The organism is Comamonas sp. C24C, assembly GCF_053345995.1.
In genome coordinates, this window is the sequence record NZ_JBKFBC010000005.1 from 1 (window position 1) to 14918 (window position 14918).

The 14918-nt window shown below is 59.9% G+C and carries 12 protein-coding genes and 2 rRNA genes; 5 read left to right on the forward strand and 9 right to left on the reverse strand.

What is annotated here, in order from left to right:
* Positions 1–274 precede the first annotated feature (274 nt).
* Positions 275–3152, forward strand: a 23S ribosomal RNA gene (locus ACLBXN_RS10575).
* Positions 3153–3318: 166 nt separating this feature from the next.
* Positions 3319–3431 (forward strand): 5S ribosomal RNA (gene rrf / locus ACLBXN_RS10580).
* 175 nt (positions 3432–3606) lie between these two features.
* Here rrf and ACLBXN_RS10585 read toward each other — a convergent pair.
* From ACLBXN_RS10585 to ACLBXN_RS10610, 6 genes are all read right to left on the reverse strand, one after another.
* Positions 3607–4374 carry a class II glutamine amidotransferase gene (locus tag ACLBXN_RS10585; protein ID WP_043003847.1) on the reverse strand — a complete coding sequence of 256 codons (768 nt, stop codon included), beginning with the start codon at positions 4372–4374 and terminating at the stop codon, positions 3607–3609.
* A 157-nt stretch (positions 4375–4531) separates the two neighbouring features.
* Positions 4532–4720: a 4-oxalocrotonate tautomerase gene (locus ACLBXN_RS10590; RefSeq protein ID WP_003060524.1), complete on the reverse strand. Its 189-nt coding sequence runs from the start codon at positions 4718–4720 to the stop codon at positions 4532–4534.
* Positions 4721–4822: 102 nt separating this feature from the next.
* Entirely contained in the window at positions 4823–5011 is a 189-nt protein-coding gene (locus ACLBXN_RS10595) for a 4-oxalocrotonate tautomerase (RefSeq protein ID WP_447612106.1), read from the reverse strand.
* Positions 5012–5065: 54 nt separating this feature from the next.
* The gene (locus tag ACLBXN_RS10600; protein ID WP_447612314.1) at positions 5066–5284 is read right to left on the reverse strand and encodes a cysteine-rich CWC family protein; all 219 of its coding nucleotides are present in this window, start codon (positions 5282–5284) and stop codon (positions 5066–5068) included.
* 191 nt (positions 5285–5475) lie between these two features.
* Positions 5476–7665, reverse strand: coding sequence for a malate synthase G (locus ACLBXN_RS10605; RefSeq protein WP_211457391.1), 2190 nt, complete (start codon positions 7663–7665; stop codon positions 5476–5478).
* A 181-nt stretch (positions 7666–7846) separates the two neighbouring features.
* The gene (locus tag ACLBXN_RS10610) at positions 7847–8059 is read right to left on the reverse strand and encodes a hypothetical protein (protein WP_447612107.1); all 213 of its coding nucleotides are present in this window, start codon (positions 8057–8059) and stop codon (positions 7847–7849) included.
* Positions 8060–8154: 95 nt separating this feature from the next.
* On the opposite strand from ACLBXN_RS10610, the gene ACLBXN_RS10615 reads away from it, so the two are divergent.
* Entirely contained in the window at positions 8155–8514 is a 360-nt protein-coding gene (locus ACLBXN_RS10615; RefSeq protein ID WP_003060530.1) for a hypothetical protein, read from the forward strand.
* A gap of 69 nt (positions 8515–8583) precedes the next feature.
* Here ACLBXN_RS10615 and ACLBXN_RS10620 read toward each other — a convergent pair whose 3' ends face one another.
* Together ACLBXN_RS10620 and ACLBXN_RS10625 are read right to left on the reverse strand one after the other, a co-directional pair.
* Positions 8584–9270 carry a response regulator transcription factor gene (locus tag ACLBXN_RS10620; RefSeq protein ID WP_167003527.1) on the reverse strand — a complete coding sequence of 229 codons (687 nt, stop codon included), beginning with the start codon at positions 9268–9270 and terminating at the stop codon, positions 8584–8586.
* 12 nt (positions 9271–9282) lie between these two features.
* Positions 9283–10476, reverse strand: coding sequence for a sensor histidine kinase (locus ACLBXN_RS10625; protein WP_447612108.1), 1194 nt, complete (start codon positions 10474–10476; stop codon positions 9283–9285).
* Positions 10477–10864: 388 nt separating this feature from the next.
* On the opposite strand from ACLBXN_RS10625, the gene ACLBXN_RS10630 reads away from it, so the two are divergent.
* Positions 10865–11800, forward strand: a complete 936-nt coding sequence (locus tag ACLBXN_RS10630; RefSeq protein WP_003060536.1) for a LysR family transcriptional regulator — start codon at positions 10865–10867, stop codon at positions 11798–11800.
* Positions 11801–11884: 84 nt separating this feature from the next.
* Entirely contained in the window at positions 11885–12331 is a 447-nt protein-coding gene (locus ACLBXN_RS10635) for a DUF2214 family protein (RefSeq protein ID WP_167003531.1), read from the forward strand.
* A 64-nt stretch (positions 12332–12395) separates the two neighbouring features.
* Here ACLBXN_RS10635 and ACLBXN_RS10640 read toward each other — a convergent pair whose 3' ends face one another.
* Positions 12396–14843, reverse strand: a complete 2448-nt coding sequence (locus tag ACLBXN_RS10640; RefSeq protein WP_447612109.1) for a TonB-dependent siderophore receptor — start codon at positions 14841–14843, stop codon at positions 12396–12398.
* Positions 14844–14918: the final 75 nt, after the last annotated feature.

Genomic DNA, 14918 nt, shown 5'->3' on the forward strand with positions numbered 1-14918 from the left:
GGCTGTTCTTTAAAAATTCATAGAGTCGAAATCAGCGTTGCTGGTGGAAAGCGCAAACCAAGGTTTGTGCACCGTGCCGCCAGCAACATTTTGATTGCGTCAAAACAGATATTTTGCGAATGCAAATTTATCTAGTAATGACGAATATTCTCTAAGCTGTATCGAAAGATGCAGCCAAAGATATTCACATTACGGCATAACGCGTGAGGTGCAAGACCTCACCAGTCTTTGAACACCAGGCTTTGATTCTCGCTAAGAGAGTCCAAAGTTATAGGGTCAAGTGACTAAGAGCATATGGTGGATGCCTTGGCGATGATAGGCGACGAAAGACGTGATAGCCTGCGATAAGCTTCGGGGAGCTGGCAAATAAGCTTTGATCCGGAGATTTCTGAATGGGGGAACCCACCTCGCAAGAGGTATCGTGCACTGAATACATAGGTGCTCGAAGCGAACCTGGAGAACTGAAACATCTAAGTACCCAGAGGAAAAGACATCAACCGAGATTCCGATAGTAGTGGCGAGCGAATTCGGAAGAGCCTTGCAGTGATAGTCGATCAGTTAACAAAACGGCATGGAAAGGCCGACCATAGTGGGTGATAGTCCCGTATGTGAAAACCGATCGGTGGTACTAGGCTGCAGACAAGTAGGGCGGGGCACGAGAAACCCTGTCTGAATATGGGGGGACCATCCTCCAAGGCTAAATACTCATCATCGACCGATAGTGAACCAGTACCGTGAGGGAAAGGCGAAAAGAACCCCGGGAGGGGAGTGAAATAGATCCTGAAACCGTATGCTTACAAAAAGTCGGAGCCCTTAGGGGTGACGGCGTACCTTTTGTATAATGGGTCAGCGACTTACATTCAGTGGCAAGCTTAACCGAATAGGGGAGGCGAAGAGAAATCGAGTCCGAATAGGGCGATTAGTCGCTGGGTGTAGACCCGAAACCAAGTGATCTATCCATGGCCAGGATGAAGGTGCCGTAACAGGTACTGGAGGTCCGAACCCACTAATGTTGCAAAATTAGGGGATGAGCTGTGGATAGGGGTGAAAGGCTAAACAAACTTGGAAATAGCTGGTTCTCTCCGAAAACTATTTAGGTAGTGCCTCAAGTATTACCGTCGGGGGTAGAGCACTGTTTAGGCTAGGGGGTCATGGCGACTTACCAAACCTATGCAAACTCCGAATACCGACGAGTACAGCTTGGGAGACAGAGCACCGGGTGCTAACGTCCGGACTCAAGAGGGAAACAACCCAGACCGCCAGCTAAGGTCCCTAAAATTGGCTAAGTGGGAAACGAAGTGGGAAGGCTAAAACAGTCAGGATGTTGGCTTAGAAGCAGCCATCATTTAAAGAAAGCGTAATAGCTCACTGATCGAGTCGTCCTGCGCGGAAGATGTAACGGGGCTAAGCCAGTTACCGAAGCTGCGGATGCACAGTTTACTGTGCGTGGTAGGAGAGCGTTCTGTAAGCCTGTGAAGGTGTCTGGTAACGGATGCTGGAGGTATCAGAAGTGCGAATGCTGACATGAGTAGCGTTAAAGGGGGTGAAAAGCCCCCTCGCCGTAAGCGCAAGGTTTCCTACGCAACGTTCATCGGCGTAGGGTGAGTCGGCCCCTAAGGCGAGGCAGAGATGCGTAGCTGATGGGAAACAGGTCAATATTCCTGTACCGATCAATAGTGCGATGTGGGGACGGAGAAGGTTAGCTCAGCCAACTGTTGGAATAGTTGGTTCAAGCGTGTAGTCGTGCTCTTTAGGCAAATCCGGAGAGCTGAGATGAGGCGTGATAACGAGTGTGCTTGCACACGAAGTGAGTGATACCCTGCTTCCAGGAAAAGCCACTAAGCTTCAGCTATTGACGACCGTACCGCAAACCGACACTGGTGCGCGAGATGAGTATTCTAAGGCGCTTGAGAGAACTCAGGAGAAGGAACTCGGCAAATTGACACCGTAACTTCGGGAGAAGGTGTACCCCAAGTAAGTGAAGTTGTACAAACGGAGCTCAAAGGGGTTGCAAAAAATTGGTGGCTGCGACTGTTTAATAAAAACACAGCACTCTGCAAACACGAAAGTGGACGTATAGGGTGTGACGCCTGCCCGGTGCTGGAAGATTAAATGATGGGGTGCAAGCTCTTGATTGAAGTCCCAGTAAACGGCGGCCGTAACTATAACGGTCCTAAGGTAGCGAAATTCCTTGTCGGGTAAGTTCCGACCTGCACGAATGGCGTAACGATGGCCACACTGTCTCCTCCTGAGACTCAGCGAAGTTGAAATGTTTGTGATGATGCAATCTCCCCGCGGAAAGACGGAAAGACCCCATGAACCTTTACTGTAGCTTTGTATTGGACTTTGAACGGATCTGTGTAGGATAGGTGGGAGGCTTTGAAGTGAGGTCGCTAGATCTCATGGAGCCGACGTTGAAATACCACCCTGGTGCGTTTGAGGTTCTAACCTGGATCCATTATCTGGATCGGGGACAGTGCATGGTAGGCAGTTTGACTGGGGCGGTCTCCTCCCAAAGCGTAACGGAGGAGTTCGAAGGTACGCTAGTTACGGTCGGACATCGTGACGATAGTGCAATGGCATAAGCGTGCTTAACTGCGAGACTGACAAGTCGAGCAGATGCGAAAGCAGGACATAGTGATCCGGTGGTTCTGTATGGAAGGGCCATCGCTCAACGGATAAAAGGTACTCTGGGGATAACAGGCTGATACCGCCCAAGAGTTCATATCGACGGCGGTGTTTGGCACCTCGATGTCGGCTCATCTCATCCTGGGGCTGTAGTCGGTCCCAAGGGTATGGCTGTTCGCCATTTAAAGAGGTACGTGAGCTGGGTTTAAAACGTCGTGAGACAGTTTGGTCCCTATCTTCCGTGGGCGCTGCAGATTTGAGGAAGCCTGCTCCTAGTACGAGAGGACCGGAGTGGACACACCTCTGGTGTACCTGTTGTCACGCCAGTGGCATCGCAGGGTAGCTAAGTGTGGAAGAGATAACCGCTGAAAGCATCTAAGCGGGAAACTCGTTTCAAGATGAGATCTGCCGGGGCCTTGAGCCCCCTGAAGGGTCGTTGTAGACCACGACGTTGATAGGCTGGGTGTGGAAGCGCAGTAATGCGTTAAGCTAACCAGTACTAATTGCCCGTGCGGCTTGACCCTATAACTTTGGGTAAGCCTGGAAAAATGAAAGACAGAACGCAAGTTCTAGTTATGCCGAAAAGGCGCAATCGAAAAGCTGATTGAAGACTCTATGAATTCGTTGGATTGAAGGTGAGCAAGATTAAGAAGTTAATCAAGGCGCTATCGATCTGACAAAAAGTTTATGCCTGATGACCATAGCAAGTTGGTACCACTCCTTCCCATCCCGAACAGGACAGTGAAACGACTTTGCGCCGATGATAGTGCGGGTTCCCGTGTGAAAGTAGGTCATCGTCAGGCTCTTACAGTGAAAACCCCGTAGTCGAAAGATTACGGGGTTTTTTATTGGGTGCTTCGAAACGAGGAGCGCTTACCGTACGCTGTCAAAGCATTGCAGCTGCGAAAATACCAGAAACCCATAAAAAGAGAGCGCTAGGCGCTCTCTTTTTTCATTCGGCGATGAATCTGCTGCGCATCAGTAGGGCGCTGCCTGGCCATGCACGAACACCCTCAGCTCGCCGTTCTGGAAGGGGACCCATTGCTCGTTCTGGGTCAGAGGGGCGGTGACGATGATGGCTACCTTGTCCTGGGGCGTGGTTTCGCGGGAGAAGTCCACGCTGAGGTCTTCGTCGGACAGCTGTGCCTGGGTGAAGGGGTGGCGGCGCTCGACATAGCAGAGGTGGGTGGTCGCATGGGCCCAGAGCGCTTCGCCGTTGGAGAGCAGGAAGTTGAACGTGCCGTGCGGTGCGATCTTGGCGGCCAGCTCGCGCAGGGTGTGGGTCAGCTCTTCGATACTAGGCACGCCCGCATGGGACTTCCACAGCTCCTGCATGATCCAGCAGAAGGCTCGCTCGCTGTCCGTGTTGCCAATGGGCTGGAAGTGGGCATGCAGCTTGGGGGCGAAGTTCTTGAGGTCGCCGTTGTGCGCAAAGACCCAGTTGCGTCCCCAGAGCTCGCGCACGAAGGGGTGGCAGTTCTGCAGGCTGACCACGCCCTGGGTGGCCTTGCGGATATGGGCGATGACGTTGGTGCTCTTGATCGGGTATTCGCGGATGAGCTTGGCGATCTGTGAGTCGATGGCGCGTTCGTGATCGACGAAGTGGCGCAGGCCCTTGTCTTCGAAGAAGGCGATGCCCCAGCCGTCGGTGTGGTCGCCGGTATTGCCTGCGCGCTGTGTGAAGCCTGAGAAGCTAAAGCGCACATCGGTGGGCGTGTTGCAGTTCATTCCAAGCAGCTGGCACATGGCTTCGTCATATCTTTCAAGCAAAAAAGCTTTATAGCCTAAGAATCTATGGATGATTTCGTCAATGATGGTGCTGTATGGCAGAGATCGTCAACCGCTGCCAAGCCCGCATGAAAAAAGCAGCCGAAGCTGCTTTGCGCAAGAGGGCGGCGATGGATTATTCGCGGTCCAGCCAGAGCTTGCCGCCGGTGGCCCAGTCGTGACGCTTGATGTCGGTGATGATGATGTCCACCGATTCGGGCGAGCCGCCAAGCACTTCAACGCTGACGCGGGTGATTTCTTCGACCAGCTTGCGCTTTTGTTCGACGGTACGGCCTTCCATCATTTCGACATGGTAGGTGGGCATGTGCAGGTTTCCTTGCTGGCTTTAGGTTGGGAAAAGAGGCCCATCATAAGGCTGGGCGGGTAAAGAGCCGTCCCGGGACGGCCCCGGCCGCGTGCGGGCCGGTCAGCTCTGCTCCGACCAGAGCTTGCCACCGGTGGCCCAGTTGTGGCGGGGTACGTCGGTGATGATGATGTCCACGGACTCGGGGGCGCTACCCAGCACCTCGGTGGTCACGCGGGTGATTTCTTCGGCCAGCTTGCGCTTCTGATCAACGCTGCGGCCTTCAAACAGTTCAATGCGATAGGTGGGCATCAAGGTCTCCTTGCTGTAGTGGAATGCCCGAGCTGCAAGGCGGTGAGTGCAGGATCAGGCAGAGGTGGAATCGTTGGCAACCGGCCGCGCACAGGCTGGGCAAATGCAGGCCTTGCCACGTGCGTCGGCGGGCAGCCGCTCCAGCGCATCCCGGGAAACCGGGGTCTGCATGCACCAGCAGCTGTTCGGCGGCAGGCCGGCGCTGATGGCGCACTGGTTGGGCTGGCCGCACAGAGGGCAGCGGCTGGCGTCTACGAGAGGATCGATGGGCATGGCCGCAGTGTAGAAGCCATCCGGTATCGCGAGGACTGCGGTCAAGAAAAATGCACTCGATGTACTGACATGGAGTGCATTTTGATAGCTGCTTGCGCAATTGAATCAATGGATTCAGATAGAAAAATCTTTGAAATCCATTGATATCAAGCGAGAGCCGCTCCTTGTTCAGGAGCGGCCTTGTCCGGCAATCAAGCGCCGGCCTTGACCTTCAGACGCCAAGCGTGCAGCAGAGGCTCGGTGTAGCCGGAAGGCTGTTCCTTGCCCTTGAACACCAGGTCCAGAGCGGCCTGATAGGCTGCGCCATCGGGATTGGCCACCAGGCTCTTGTAGGCGGCGTCGCCGGCGTTCTGCTCGTCCACGATCTTGGCCATGCGGGCATAGCTGTCGCGCACCATGGCTTCGGTGACGATGCCGTGCTGCAGCCAGTTGGCGATGTGCTGGCTGGAGATGCGCAGCGTGGCGCGGTCTTCCATCAGGCCCACGTTGTGGATGTCGGGCACCTTGGAGCAGCCCACGCCCTGGTCGATCCAGCGCACCACATAGCCCAGGATGCCTTGCACGTTGTTGTCCACTTCCTGCTGCTTTTCCGCATCGCTCCAGTTGGGGTTGGTGGATACGGGCACTTGCAGGATGGCGTTCAGCAGTTCGTCGCACTCGGCGTCGGCGTTGGGGCTTTCCAGACCCTTTTGCACGTCGGCCACATTGATCTGGTGATAGTGCAGGGCGTGCAGGGTGGCGCCGGTGGGTGAGGGCACCCAGGCGGTGTTGGCACCGGCCTTGGGCTGGGCAATCTTCTGCTCCAGCATGGCCTTCATCAGGTCGGGCATGGCCCACATGCCCTTGCCGATCTGGGCGCGGCCGCGCAGGCCCATGTTCAGGCCGACCAGCACGTTGTTCTTTTCATAGGCGGGCAGCCAGGCGCAGGTCTTCATGTCGGCCTTGCGGACCATGGGGCCGGCATACATGGCGGTGTGCATTTCATCGCCGGTGCGGTCCAGGAAGCCGGTGTTGATGAAGGCAACGCGTGCGGGTGCAGCAGCGATAGCGGCCTTCAGGTTGACCGAAGTGCGACGCTCTTCGTCCATGATGCCCAGCTTGACGGTGTTCTCGGGCAGGCCCAGAACCTTTTCAACGCGGCCAAACAGTTCGTTCGCGAAAGCGGCTTCGGCGGGGCCGTGCATCTTGGGCTTGACGATGTAGACGCTGCCTGTGCGGCTATTGCGGATGCCGTTGGCGCCGCCCTTCAGGTCGTGAATGGCGATGGCGGTAGTCACCAGCGCGTCCATGATGCCTTCGGGGATTTCCTTCTGCTCGGGGCCCCACAGCACGGCGGGGTTGGTCATCAGGTGACCCACGTTGCGCACGAACATCAGCGAGCGGCCGTGCAGCTTCACGGGCTTGCCGTCGGCGCCGGTGTATTCGCGGTCGGGGTTCAGACCACGGGTCACGATCTTGCCGCCCTTTTCAAAGGACTCGGTCAGCGTGCCCTTCAGAATGCCCAGCCAGTTGGCGTAGCCGTTGACCTTGTCTTCGGCATCCACGGCGGCCACGGAGTCTTCCAGATCCAGAATGGTGGACAGGGCGGCTTCGACCACCACGTCAGCCACGCCGGCGGCATCGGTGCTGCCGATGGGGGTGGACTTGTTGACGATGATGTCGATGTGGATGCCGTTGTTCTTGAGCAGCACCGACTTGGGAGCCGCAGCATCGCCCTGGTAGCCGATGAACTTGGCTTCGTCCTTCAGGCCGGTCTTGCTGCCGTCCTTCAGGGACACGACCAGCTTGCCGCCTTCGACGGCGTAGCCGGTGGAATCCTTGTGCGAGCCCGAGGCCAGGGGCACGGCCTGATCCAGGAAGTTGCGTGCGAACTCGATGACCTTGGCGCCGCGCACGGGGTTGTAGCCCTTGCCCTTCTCGGCACCGCCGGCTTCGCTGATGGCGTCCGTGCCATACAGCGCGTCGTACAGCGAACCCCAGCGGGCGTTGGCGGCGTTCAGGGCGTAGCGGGCGTTCAGGATGGGAACCACGAGCTGGGGGCCGGCCTGGATAGCCAGTTCGGCATCCACGTTTTCGGTCGTGGCCTTGGCGTCCTTGGGGGACTCGACCAGATAGCCGATGGTCGTCAGAAACTTGCGGTAGGCCACCATGTCGGTGATGGGGCCGGGGTTGGCCTTGTGCCAGGTATCGAGCTCCGTCTGCAGGCGATCGCGCTCGGCCAGCAGGGCGGCGTTCTTGGGTGCCAGATCGGCCACGATGGCGTCGAAGCCCTTCCAGTAGGTGTCCTGGTCAACGCCCGTGCCAGGCAGCACTTGCGTGTTCACAAAGTTGTACAGCTCGGTGGCGACTTGCAGGCCGTGGACTTGGGTGCGATCAGTCATTGGAAACCTCTGGTTGATGTCTCTGGATTCAGGAGTCGTTGCCCATCACGGGCAGCATGTGGGGAGACTGTATTTGAATTCTTTGAGTACATAAATAGCCTAAATAGTTCAAAACTCATGATGTTTTTATATGGAGTCTGCGGGATTTATGCGTTTTATGCACCGCAGTCGCCAGCCTTCGTCAGTTCTGAGCGATCTGTGCAACGACTTCAGTGACGGCCGCCCCGGCAGTCGCCGAAAGCGCCGCGCGAAGGCGCTGCAGGATCTCTCCTGAAGCGATAGCTGTGATCGCCCGCCTGGTTTGGCGCAACAGTGGATTGGATGCTTTTTTCGGGCGCCAGAATCCGTCTTGAAGTGAGTGCATGCCATCAAATGACAGGGCTTTGTCTGTCATAAGTGGATGTCCGCGCTCAGAAATGATTCGTTAAGCTTGAAACAAATTGAGCATCTTCCGATATCGGCCAGCCAATCTTTACCAAGGAGCTCCTGATGGCGAATCTGAACGAAAGCCTGCAAGACCTGATGACCCTGGATGGCGCCATGTGCGCGGCAGTGGTCGATTACAACAGCGGCATGCTGCTGGGCAGCATCGGCTCGGGCGTGGACCTGGAGCTGGCTGCTGCGGGCAATACCGAGGTGGTGCGCGCCAAGATGAAGACCATGCAGTCCCTGGGCCTGAACGACAGCATCGAAGACATTCTCATCACCCTGGGCAAGCAGTATCACATCCTGCGTCCGGCCGAGAAGATCAACGGCATCTTCATCTACTACGTGCTGGACAACGGCCGCGCCAACCTGGCCTTGGCCAGGCGCAAGGTGTCGGACGTGGAGTCCAGGTTCGTGATGTGATTCAGCGGCTCTGAAGACGCGCAACGGGCCTGCGGGCCCGTTCTTGTTTTGCGGTCCGGGCCGGCCTGCTCAGGCGGCGATCAGCGGAGCGCGGAACTGGTAGCCCACCTTCTGCTGTGACTGCAGCGGTACGGCCACGGGGGTTGCCTTTTCGATGCGGCGGCGCAGCCGGTAGATGGTGGCGTGCAGGCTGTTGTCGGATTCGGCTGCGCTGGTATGGGCCAGCAGGCTGCGGATATGGTCCCGGCTGACGGTGTCGCCCCGGGCCTGCAAAAAGCACTCCATCAGCATCAGGTCGGTGGCGCCCAGTTCCACGCTCTGACCGTCGGGCGCGGTCAGCAGGCTGCGGCGGCTGTCCAGCTTCCAGGCCGTGGCCGTACGCGCCGTGGTCATGATGCGCCGGTGCACGGCGCGTACAGCCAACTCCACCTGTTCGAAGGTCACGGGCTTGGTCAGATACATATCTGCACCGGCGTTGATGACCTCGGCAAACACCTCAGGACCCAGCCGTCCCGAGACGATGAGCACGCCGGCCTGGGTGCGCTTGCGGATGATGCGCAGCAGCTCGGTGCCGGCCACGCCGGGCAGCATCAGATCCAGCACATAGAAATCGAAGCGATAGGGCGCGTCGTCGGCCAGCAGGTCGCTGCTGTCGCCGTATGCCGTGACATCCACCCCCTGGCTGCGCAGGTGCTGGGCCAGGAATTCGCAGTAATCGGTGTCGTCGTCGACCAGGGCAAGAGTGGCAGGCAGCATGGGCGGCGGACCTTATTCGGCAAGACCTTGGGGAATGACCAGACGCATGACCGTGCCATGCGGACTGTGCGGCAGAGCTTGCACTGTACCCTGGTGCAACTGCAGGACCGAGCGCACGATGAACAGGCCCAGGCCGGCCCCGGGGCGGCTGTGATGGCCGCGCGCGCCTTTTTCGAACAGATGCGCAAGCAACTCCTCGGGGATGCCCGGGCCCTGGTCGATGACTTCCAGGATCAGTGCCAGCGGTTCGTCGGACTCGGAGATGCGCAGCTGCACCGGGCTGTCGGCGGGCGCATAGGCCAGGGCGTTGTTGAGCAGATTGCGAATCGTCAGCCGCATCAGCGCCGGGTGCAGCTGGACGGTGCGGGGCGTGGTCAGCCATTGCACCTCGATGCGCGGACGCAGGTCGGCCGCAATATCGTGCAGCACCAGCTTGATCAGCGTGGGCAGATCGGTTTCGCTGGAGGCGCCGGCCTTGCCTCCGGCCGCCAGGATTGTGCCGGCGGCCAGGGTGTTGTCCAGCGTGCCCATCACCTGCTGCAGCACATGCTCGGCGCGCAGCAAGGCCCTGGTGGCCGGCGCGGCATCGGCCAGATGCAGGTCTTCCATGGCCTTGAGCGTGGCCTGCATGGCGGCCGAGGCATTGTTCAGCGGCTGACGGATTTCGTGCGACAGCAGCTGCAGCATCTCGTTGTGCTCGCTCAGCATGGCCGTGCGCCAGTCCAGCAGGGTGCGCAGCCGGTCCAGCTCGCCCGCGTCCTGGCGGTGGCTGCGCAGCTGTTCGTGCAAGGTCTGCAACTGCTCGCGCTGGCGGGCCATGACTTCGCCGCGCGCATATTCGCGGTCGATGTCGCTGAGCTGCATCAGCACCTCATGCCGGCCCTGGGCATCGGCGGCTCCCGGCGTGAGCTGTATGCGGCGGTGGTGCTGCGCACCGAAGTCGCCGCTGCGGCTGTCGTCGTATTCCTGGCGCAGGCCCCGGGCGGCGGCGGCGAAGCGCTGGCCATGGATGTGCCAGATGCTGGCGGGCAGCAGGCGCTGCAGCGGTTGGCCGACTGGGCTTGCGCCCTCGTCCACCTCCAGCCATTGGCACCAGGCGGGAGTGGCCATGAGCAGCACTCCCTCGGCATTCCAGAGCGCGCAGCCCTGGCCGGAGCGGCCCAGCAGATCGGCCAGTTGGGCGGCAGAAACGGTTGAAAAGCTCATGAAGGCAGGCGGCTTCTGATTTGTAAATGTGTTTTGCAAATCATAGGTTTAACGCCTGACGCTGCCCACAAGCTCATGGCGCTGGCGAATAAGCGATATTCCTGCCTCAGGGAAAACGGTAAATTTTGATATAAACATATATAAACATCAAAGATTCACTGGCAACTTGTGACTTCTAAGTAAGATATATCGCACTGAAGTCACATGCGGGACAGGCATGCGGCGTTGATTGATGACTTTTATAGTGATAGCGGTCAGCGCTCTTGTTTAAAGAACTTTCGATAAAAACATTTGAGAAATCAAGACTGCTTGTGCGGTATGTGCTCTTGTATTAGTAGTGCACGCTACCGCAGCAGGAGACAACACGGACCAGACAGGAGCAGCGGTCATGGACAAACTCAAGGCATTTGAGTCTTTTGTATCGGTAGCGACCAGGGGCAGCTTGACGGCTGCCGCCAAGGCCGAAGGTGTGGCGCCCGCCATCATGGGACGCCGTCTGGATGCTCTGGAAGAGCATCTGGGGGTCAAGCTCATGGTGCGCACCACGCGCCGCATCTCGCTGACCCATGAAGGCAGTGCCTTCCTGGAAGATTGCCAGCGCCTGCTCTCCGATGTGTGCAATGCCGAGGCCAGTGTGTCGGCCGGCGGCGTCAAGGCCACGGGCCATCTGCGCATCACGGCGCCCGCCGGTTTCGGCCGTCGCCATGTGGCGCCGCTGGTGCCGCGTTTCCGCGACCTGCACCCCGATGTCACCATCTCGCTGAACCTCAGCGACCGCGTGGTCGATCTGGCGGGCGAGGGCTTCGATTGTGCGGTGCGCGTGGGGGATCTGCCGGACTCGGCCCTGGTCAGCGTGCGCATCGCCGACAACCGCCGCCTGTGCGTGGCCACGCCCGGCTATCTGGAGCGCCGCGGCACGCCCAAGCATCCCAGCGAACTGACCCAGCATGACTGCCTGACGCTGTCGTCCGACGCCTCGCAGACGCGGGGCTGGGCCTTCCGCATCCCGCATCCCGAAAGCGGCACCAGCGAGGTCGTGCACTTCAAGCCGGGCGGCCCGCTGGACTGCTCCGACGGTCAGGTGCTGCACGACTGGTGCCTGGGCGGCTGGGGCATTGCCTGGCGCAGCACCTGGGAGGTGGAGGCCGAGATCGCCGCCGGTCGCCTCGTGCCCGTGCTGGAAGAGTTTGCGGCGCCGCCCAACGGCATCTTCGTGGTCTTCCCCCAGCGCAAGCACATGCCGCTGCGCGTGCGCATGTGGATCGACTATCTCAAGCATCACTACAACCAGCCGGATTTCTTTCGTCTCGGCGTGGATCTCTGAGCGGGCCTGAAACGGTAGACAATGGTCCGGCCGCCGTGGCCCGATGCGGGCCGCTGAACCCGTCCTTTTTCCTACGATGAAGCCATGACCTTTGAAGCTGTTCTTGCCAGCGCCCATCTGCTGGCGATCCTGACCCTGGTGGTGTTTCTGACCAGCCAGGCCGCCCTGTGCCGTGTGGAGTGGATGAATGCCGCCGTGGTGCAGCGTCTGGCCAGACTGGACATGATTTACGGCATTGCCGCCATCGTCCTGCTGCTGACCGGTATTGCGCGCCTGCTTTGGGGCGTCAAGGGCATGGGAGCCTATACGGCTTCGCCGCTGTTCCATCTCAAGATGACGCTGTTCGTCATCGCCTTTTTGCTCTCGCTCAAGCCCACGCTGACCTTCCGCCGCTGGAAGAAGACGCTGGATGCGAGCGGCCAGTTGCCGGCTCCCGATGAGATCAAGCAAACCCGCAAGTGGGTGATGTGGCAGGGCCATGTGGTGCCGGTGATCGCCGTGGTTGCCATCTTCTGGGCGCGCGGCATGTAGTCTGCGCCAGACCGCGCAAAAGGCAAAGGCCGCTGCAAAGCGGCCTTTTTCATGTCTGCTGCATTCAGAACGTGCCGCGCAGCGTCAGCATCACATTGCGCGGATCGCCATAGTGGCTGCTGTTGACCAGGTTGCCGATCGAGGTGTAGTAGCGCTTGTCGAACATATTGTTGAAGTTCAACGAGGCCTGCCACTGCCGGTTGATCTGGTAGCGCACATAGCTGCTCCACACGGCACGCCCGGGAGCGGTGATGTCCACCGTGCCGATCTTGCGGTAAGAGGCGCTCTGGGTGTTCACGCCACCGCCTAGCGTGAAGGCACTCCAGGCGCCGGGCAGCTGGTAGGTGGTCCACAGGCGCAGCATGTGCTTGGGCGTGTAGGTATTGAAGTCCAGGCCCTGGTTGTTGATGTCGCGCTCGTAGGTGTTGCGGTTGAAGGTATAGCCGGCAAACAGGTTCCAGCCGCGCGCCAGCTCGCCGCTGATCTCGGCGTCCAGACCCTGGCTGCGCACGCGGCCGTCGTCGCTGTAGCAGTAGTAACCGTCGCGGCAGTTCGGGCCCGAGGCCAGATCTTCGGTGGCGCGGTTTTTCTGATCCACGCGATACAGGGCAAAGGCCGTGTTGGCACGACCGCCCAGGATTTCGCCCTTGAGGCCGACCTCATAGGTGGCGCCCTGGATGGGCTTGAGGTTCTGGCCCGCAGCGTTCAGCGACCACTGGGGATTGAAGATATTGGCATAGCTGGCGTAGGCCGACCAGCTGGGGTTGATTGCATAGATCAGGCCCGCAAACGGCATGAAGCGGTTGTTGTCCTGCAGGGTGGACGAAGGGGTGGCGGTGCCCAGCGTGGTGACGGTCGTGTCCCAGATGGTCTTGTAGGAGGTCGCACGGCCGCCCACCACCAGCTTGAGCGGGTCGCTCAGTTGCAGGCGCAGCGCACCATAGGCGCCCAGCTGACGGGTAGTGGCCAGGCGGTTCTCGGTGTTGGCGTAGCGAATCTCGGCGTCGCTGGGCTCGGCCCGGTAAGGGTTGGGCGCGAACACGTCGATGGGGGTAAACGGGGTCTTGGAGCTGTAGTCGGTGTTGACGCGCGTGTGGTTGTAGCTGGCGCCGAGCACCAGCTCGTGCTGGCGGCCGAAAGCCGTGAATTCGCCGGTCAGGTTGGCATCGATGCCTGAGGCTTTCTGGCTGGCATCGGTGATATTGGCCACGGTGCCGCCCAGGCCGGTGGCCGGGTTGACGGCGCGCTGTGAGGAGGCGTACTTGAGATAGACATCTTCCTGCACGTGGATGGCCGATACTTTGGCGCGCCAATGGTCGTTGAACTGGTGCGTCAGGTCGGCATAGAGAGTGCGGGTGCTGTTGTCTTGGCGGTTCCAGTTGGCGCCCAGGTAGGTGGAGCGTGGCAGGGCGATGTCGCGCCCGTCGCTGTAGCGCGGCAGGCCCGAGATGAAGGGCCTGCCCTTGAAGGATTCGTAGCTGGCGCCGATGCTGACCTGGGTCTGGGGCGAGAGGTCGTACTCCAGCGTGCCGTACAGCGTGTTGTTGCGGCGGTTGACGTAGTCGATGAAGGAATGCTCGTCCTCTACGTCCAGCACGGCCCGGCCGCGCAGCGTGCCTTCGGCATTCAGCGCGCGGCTGCCATCGACCTGGGCCGCATAGCGATCCCAGGAGCCGGCCTTGGCCGTGACGCTGACGCCGCCCTCTTTCAGCGGGCGCTTGCGTGCTAGGTTGACGGCGCCGCTGGGATCGCCGCCGCCCTGCAGCAGCCCGGCCGAGCCGCGCAGAATCTCGGCACGGTCATAGATGGCGGTGCTGCCGCCGTAATTGCTGGAGCGCCCGTACAGGCGCTGCACATTGACCCCGTCGTACTGCAGGGTGGCAATGTCGAATCCGCGCGAGTAGATGTATTTGCCGCCCTGAGGGCTTTGCAGCAGGGTGATGCCCGTGGTGCTGGCCAGGGCGTCGTAGACCGAGGTGGCGTTCTGCTCGTCCATGAGCTGGCGCGTGACCACGCTGATGGACTGCGGAATGTCCTTCATGGCCTGTTCGCCCTTGCCGATGGTGACGGCGCGGCTGGTGTAGGAGCCCGTCTGTTCCGTGGTGGGATGGCGTTCTGCCTGAGCGGTCACGCGTACTTCCGCCAGGGTCGCGCCACTGCCTTGCTGCGGCTCGGCGGCGGATGCCGGCTTGCCGGCTGGCGCTGCACGCAGACTCCAGTTGCCGCTGGCGGTGTGCACCAGCTCCAGCCCGCTGCCGGCCAGGGCGGCGCGCGCGGCCTGCTCCGCGGTGTAGCTGCCGTGCAGGGCAGGGGCCGTGTGGCCGCGCACCAGCTCGGCATCCAGGCTGAGTTGCTGGCCGTTATCGGCCGCGATGCGTGCGAGGGTGCTGCCCAGGGGCTGGGCCGGCATATCGTAGTGGCGTTGTGGGGTCGGGGATGGGGTCTGGGCCTGGGCACTCATGGCGCAGGCCAGGGCCAGGGCGCTCAGGTGCAGGGAACGGTGGTGCAGCATGCATTGCTTTCGACAAGATGAACAGGGTGCTCGATCAGGAGCTGTCCATGGCTTGTCGAGCCGCGGAGAAAAAGT

Bases quoted from the DNA above. Each gene is read 5' to 3' on its own strand.
- ACLBXN_RS10635 (WP_167003531.1), top strand. From the start codon at position 11,885: ATGACCTTTGAAGCTGTTCTTGCCAGCGCCCATCTGCTGGCGATCCTG.
- ACLBXN_RS10595 (WP_447612106.1), bottom strand. From the start codon at position 5,011: ATGCCCACCTATCGCATTGAACTGTTTGAAGGCCGCAGCGTTGATCAG.
- ACLBXN_RS10610 (WP_447612107.1), bottom strand. From the start codon at position 8,059: ATGACAGACAAAGCCCTGTCATTTGATGGCATGCACTCACTTCAAGAC.
- ACLBXN_RS10600 (WP_447612314.1), bottom strand. From the start codon at position 5,284: ATGCCCATCGATCCTCTCGTAGACGCCAGCCGCTGCCCTCTGTGCGGC.
- ACLBXN_RS10585 (WP_043003847.1), bottom strand. From the start codon at position 4,374: ATGTGCCAGCTGCTTGGAATGAACTGCAACACGCCCACCGATGTGCGC.
- ACLBXN_RS10605 (WP_211457391.1), bottom strand. From the start codon at position 7,665: ATGACTGATCGCACCCAAGTCCACGGCCTGCAAGTCGCCACCGAGCTG.
- ACLBXN_RS10620 (WP_167003527.1), bottom strand. From the start codon at position 9,270: ATGCTGCCTGCCACTCTTGCCCTGGTCGACGACGACACCGATTACTGC.
- ACLBXN_RS10640 (WP_447612109.1), bottom strand. From the start codon at position 14,843: ATGCTGCACCACCGTTCCCTGCACCTGAGCGCCCTGGCCCTGGCCTGC.
- ACLBXN_RS10625 (WP_447612108.1), bottom strand. From the start codon at position 10,476: ATGAGCTTTTCAACCGTTTCTGCCGCCCAACTGGCCGATCTGCTGGGC.
- ACLBXN_RS10615 (WP_003060530.1), top strand. From the start codon at position 8,155: ATGGCGAATCTGAACGAAAGCCTGCAAGACCTGATGACCCTGGATGGC.
- ACLBXN_RS10630 (WP_003060536.1), top strand. From the start codon at position 10,865: ATGGACAAACTCAAGGCATTTGAGTCTTTTGTATCGGTAGCGACCAGG.
- ACLBXN_RS10590 (WP_003060524.1), bottom strand. From the start codon at position 4,720: ATGCCCACCTACCATGTCGAAATGATGGAAGGCCGTACCGTCGAACAA.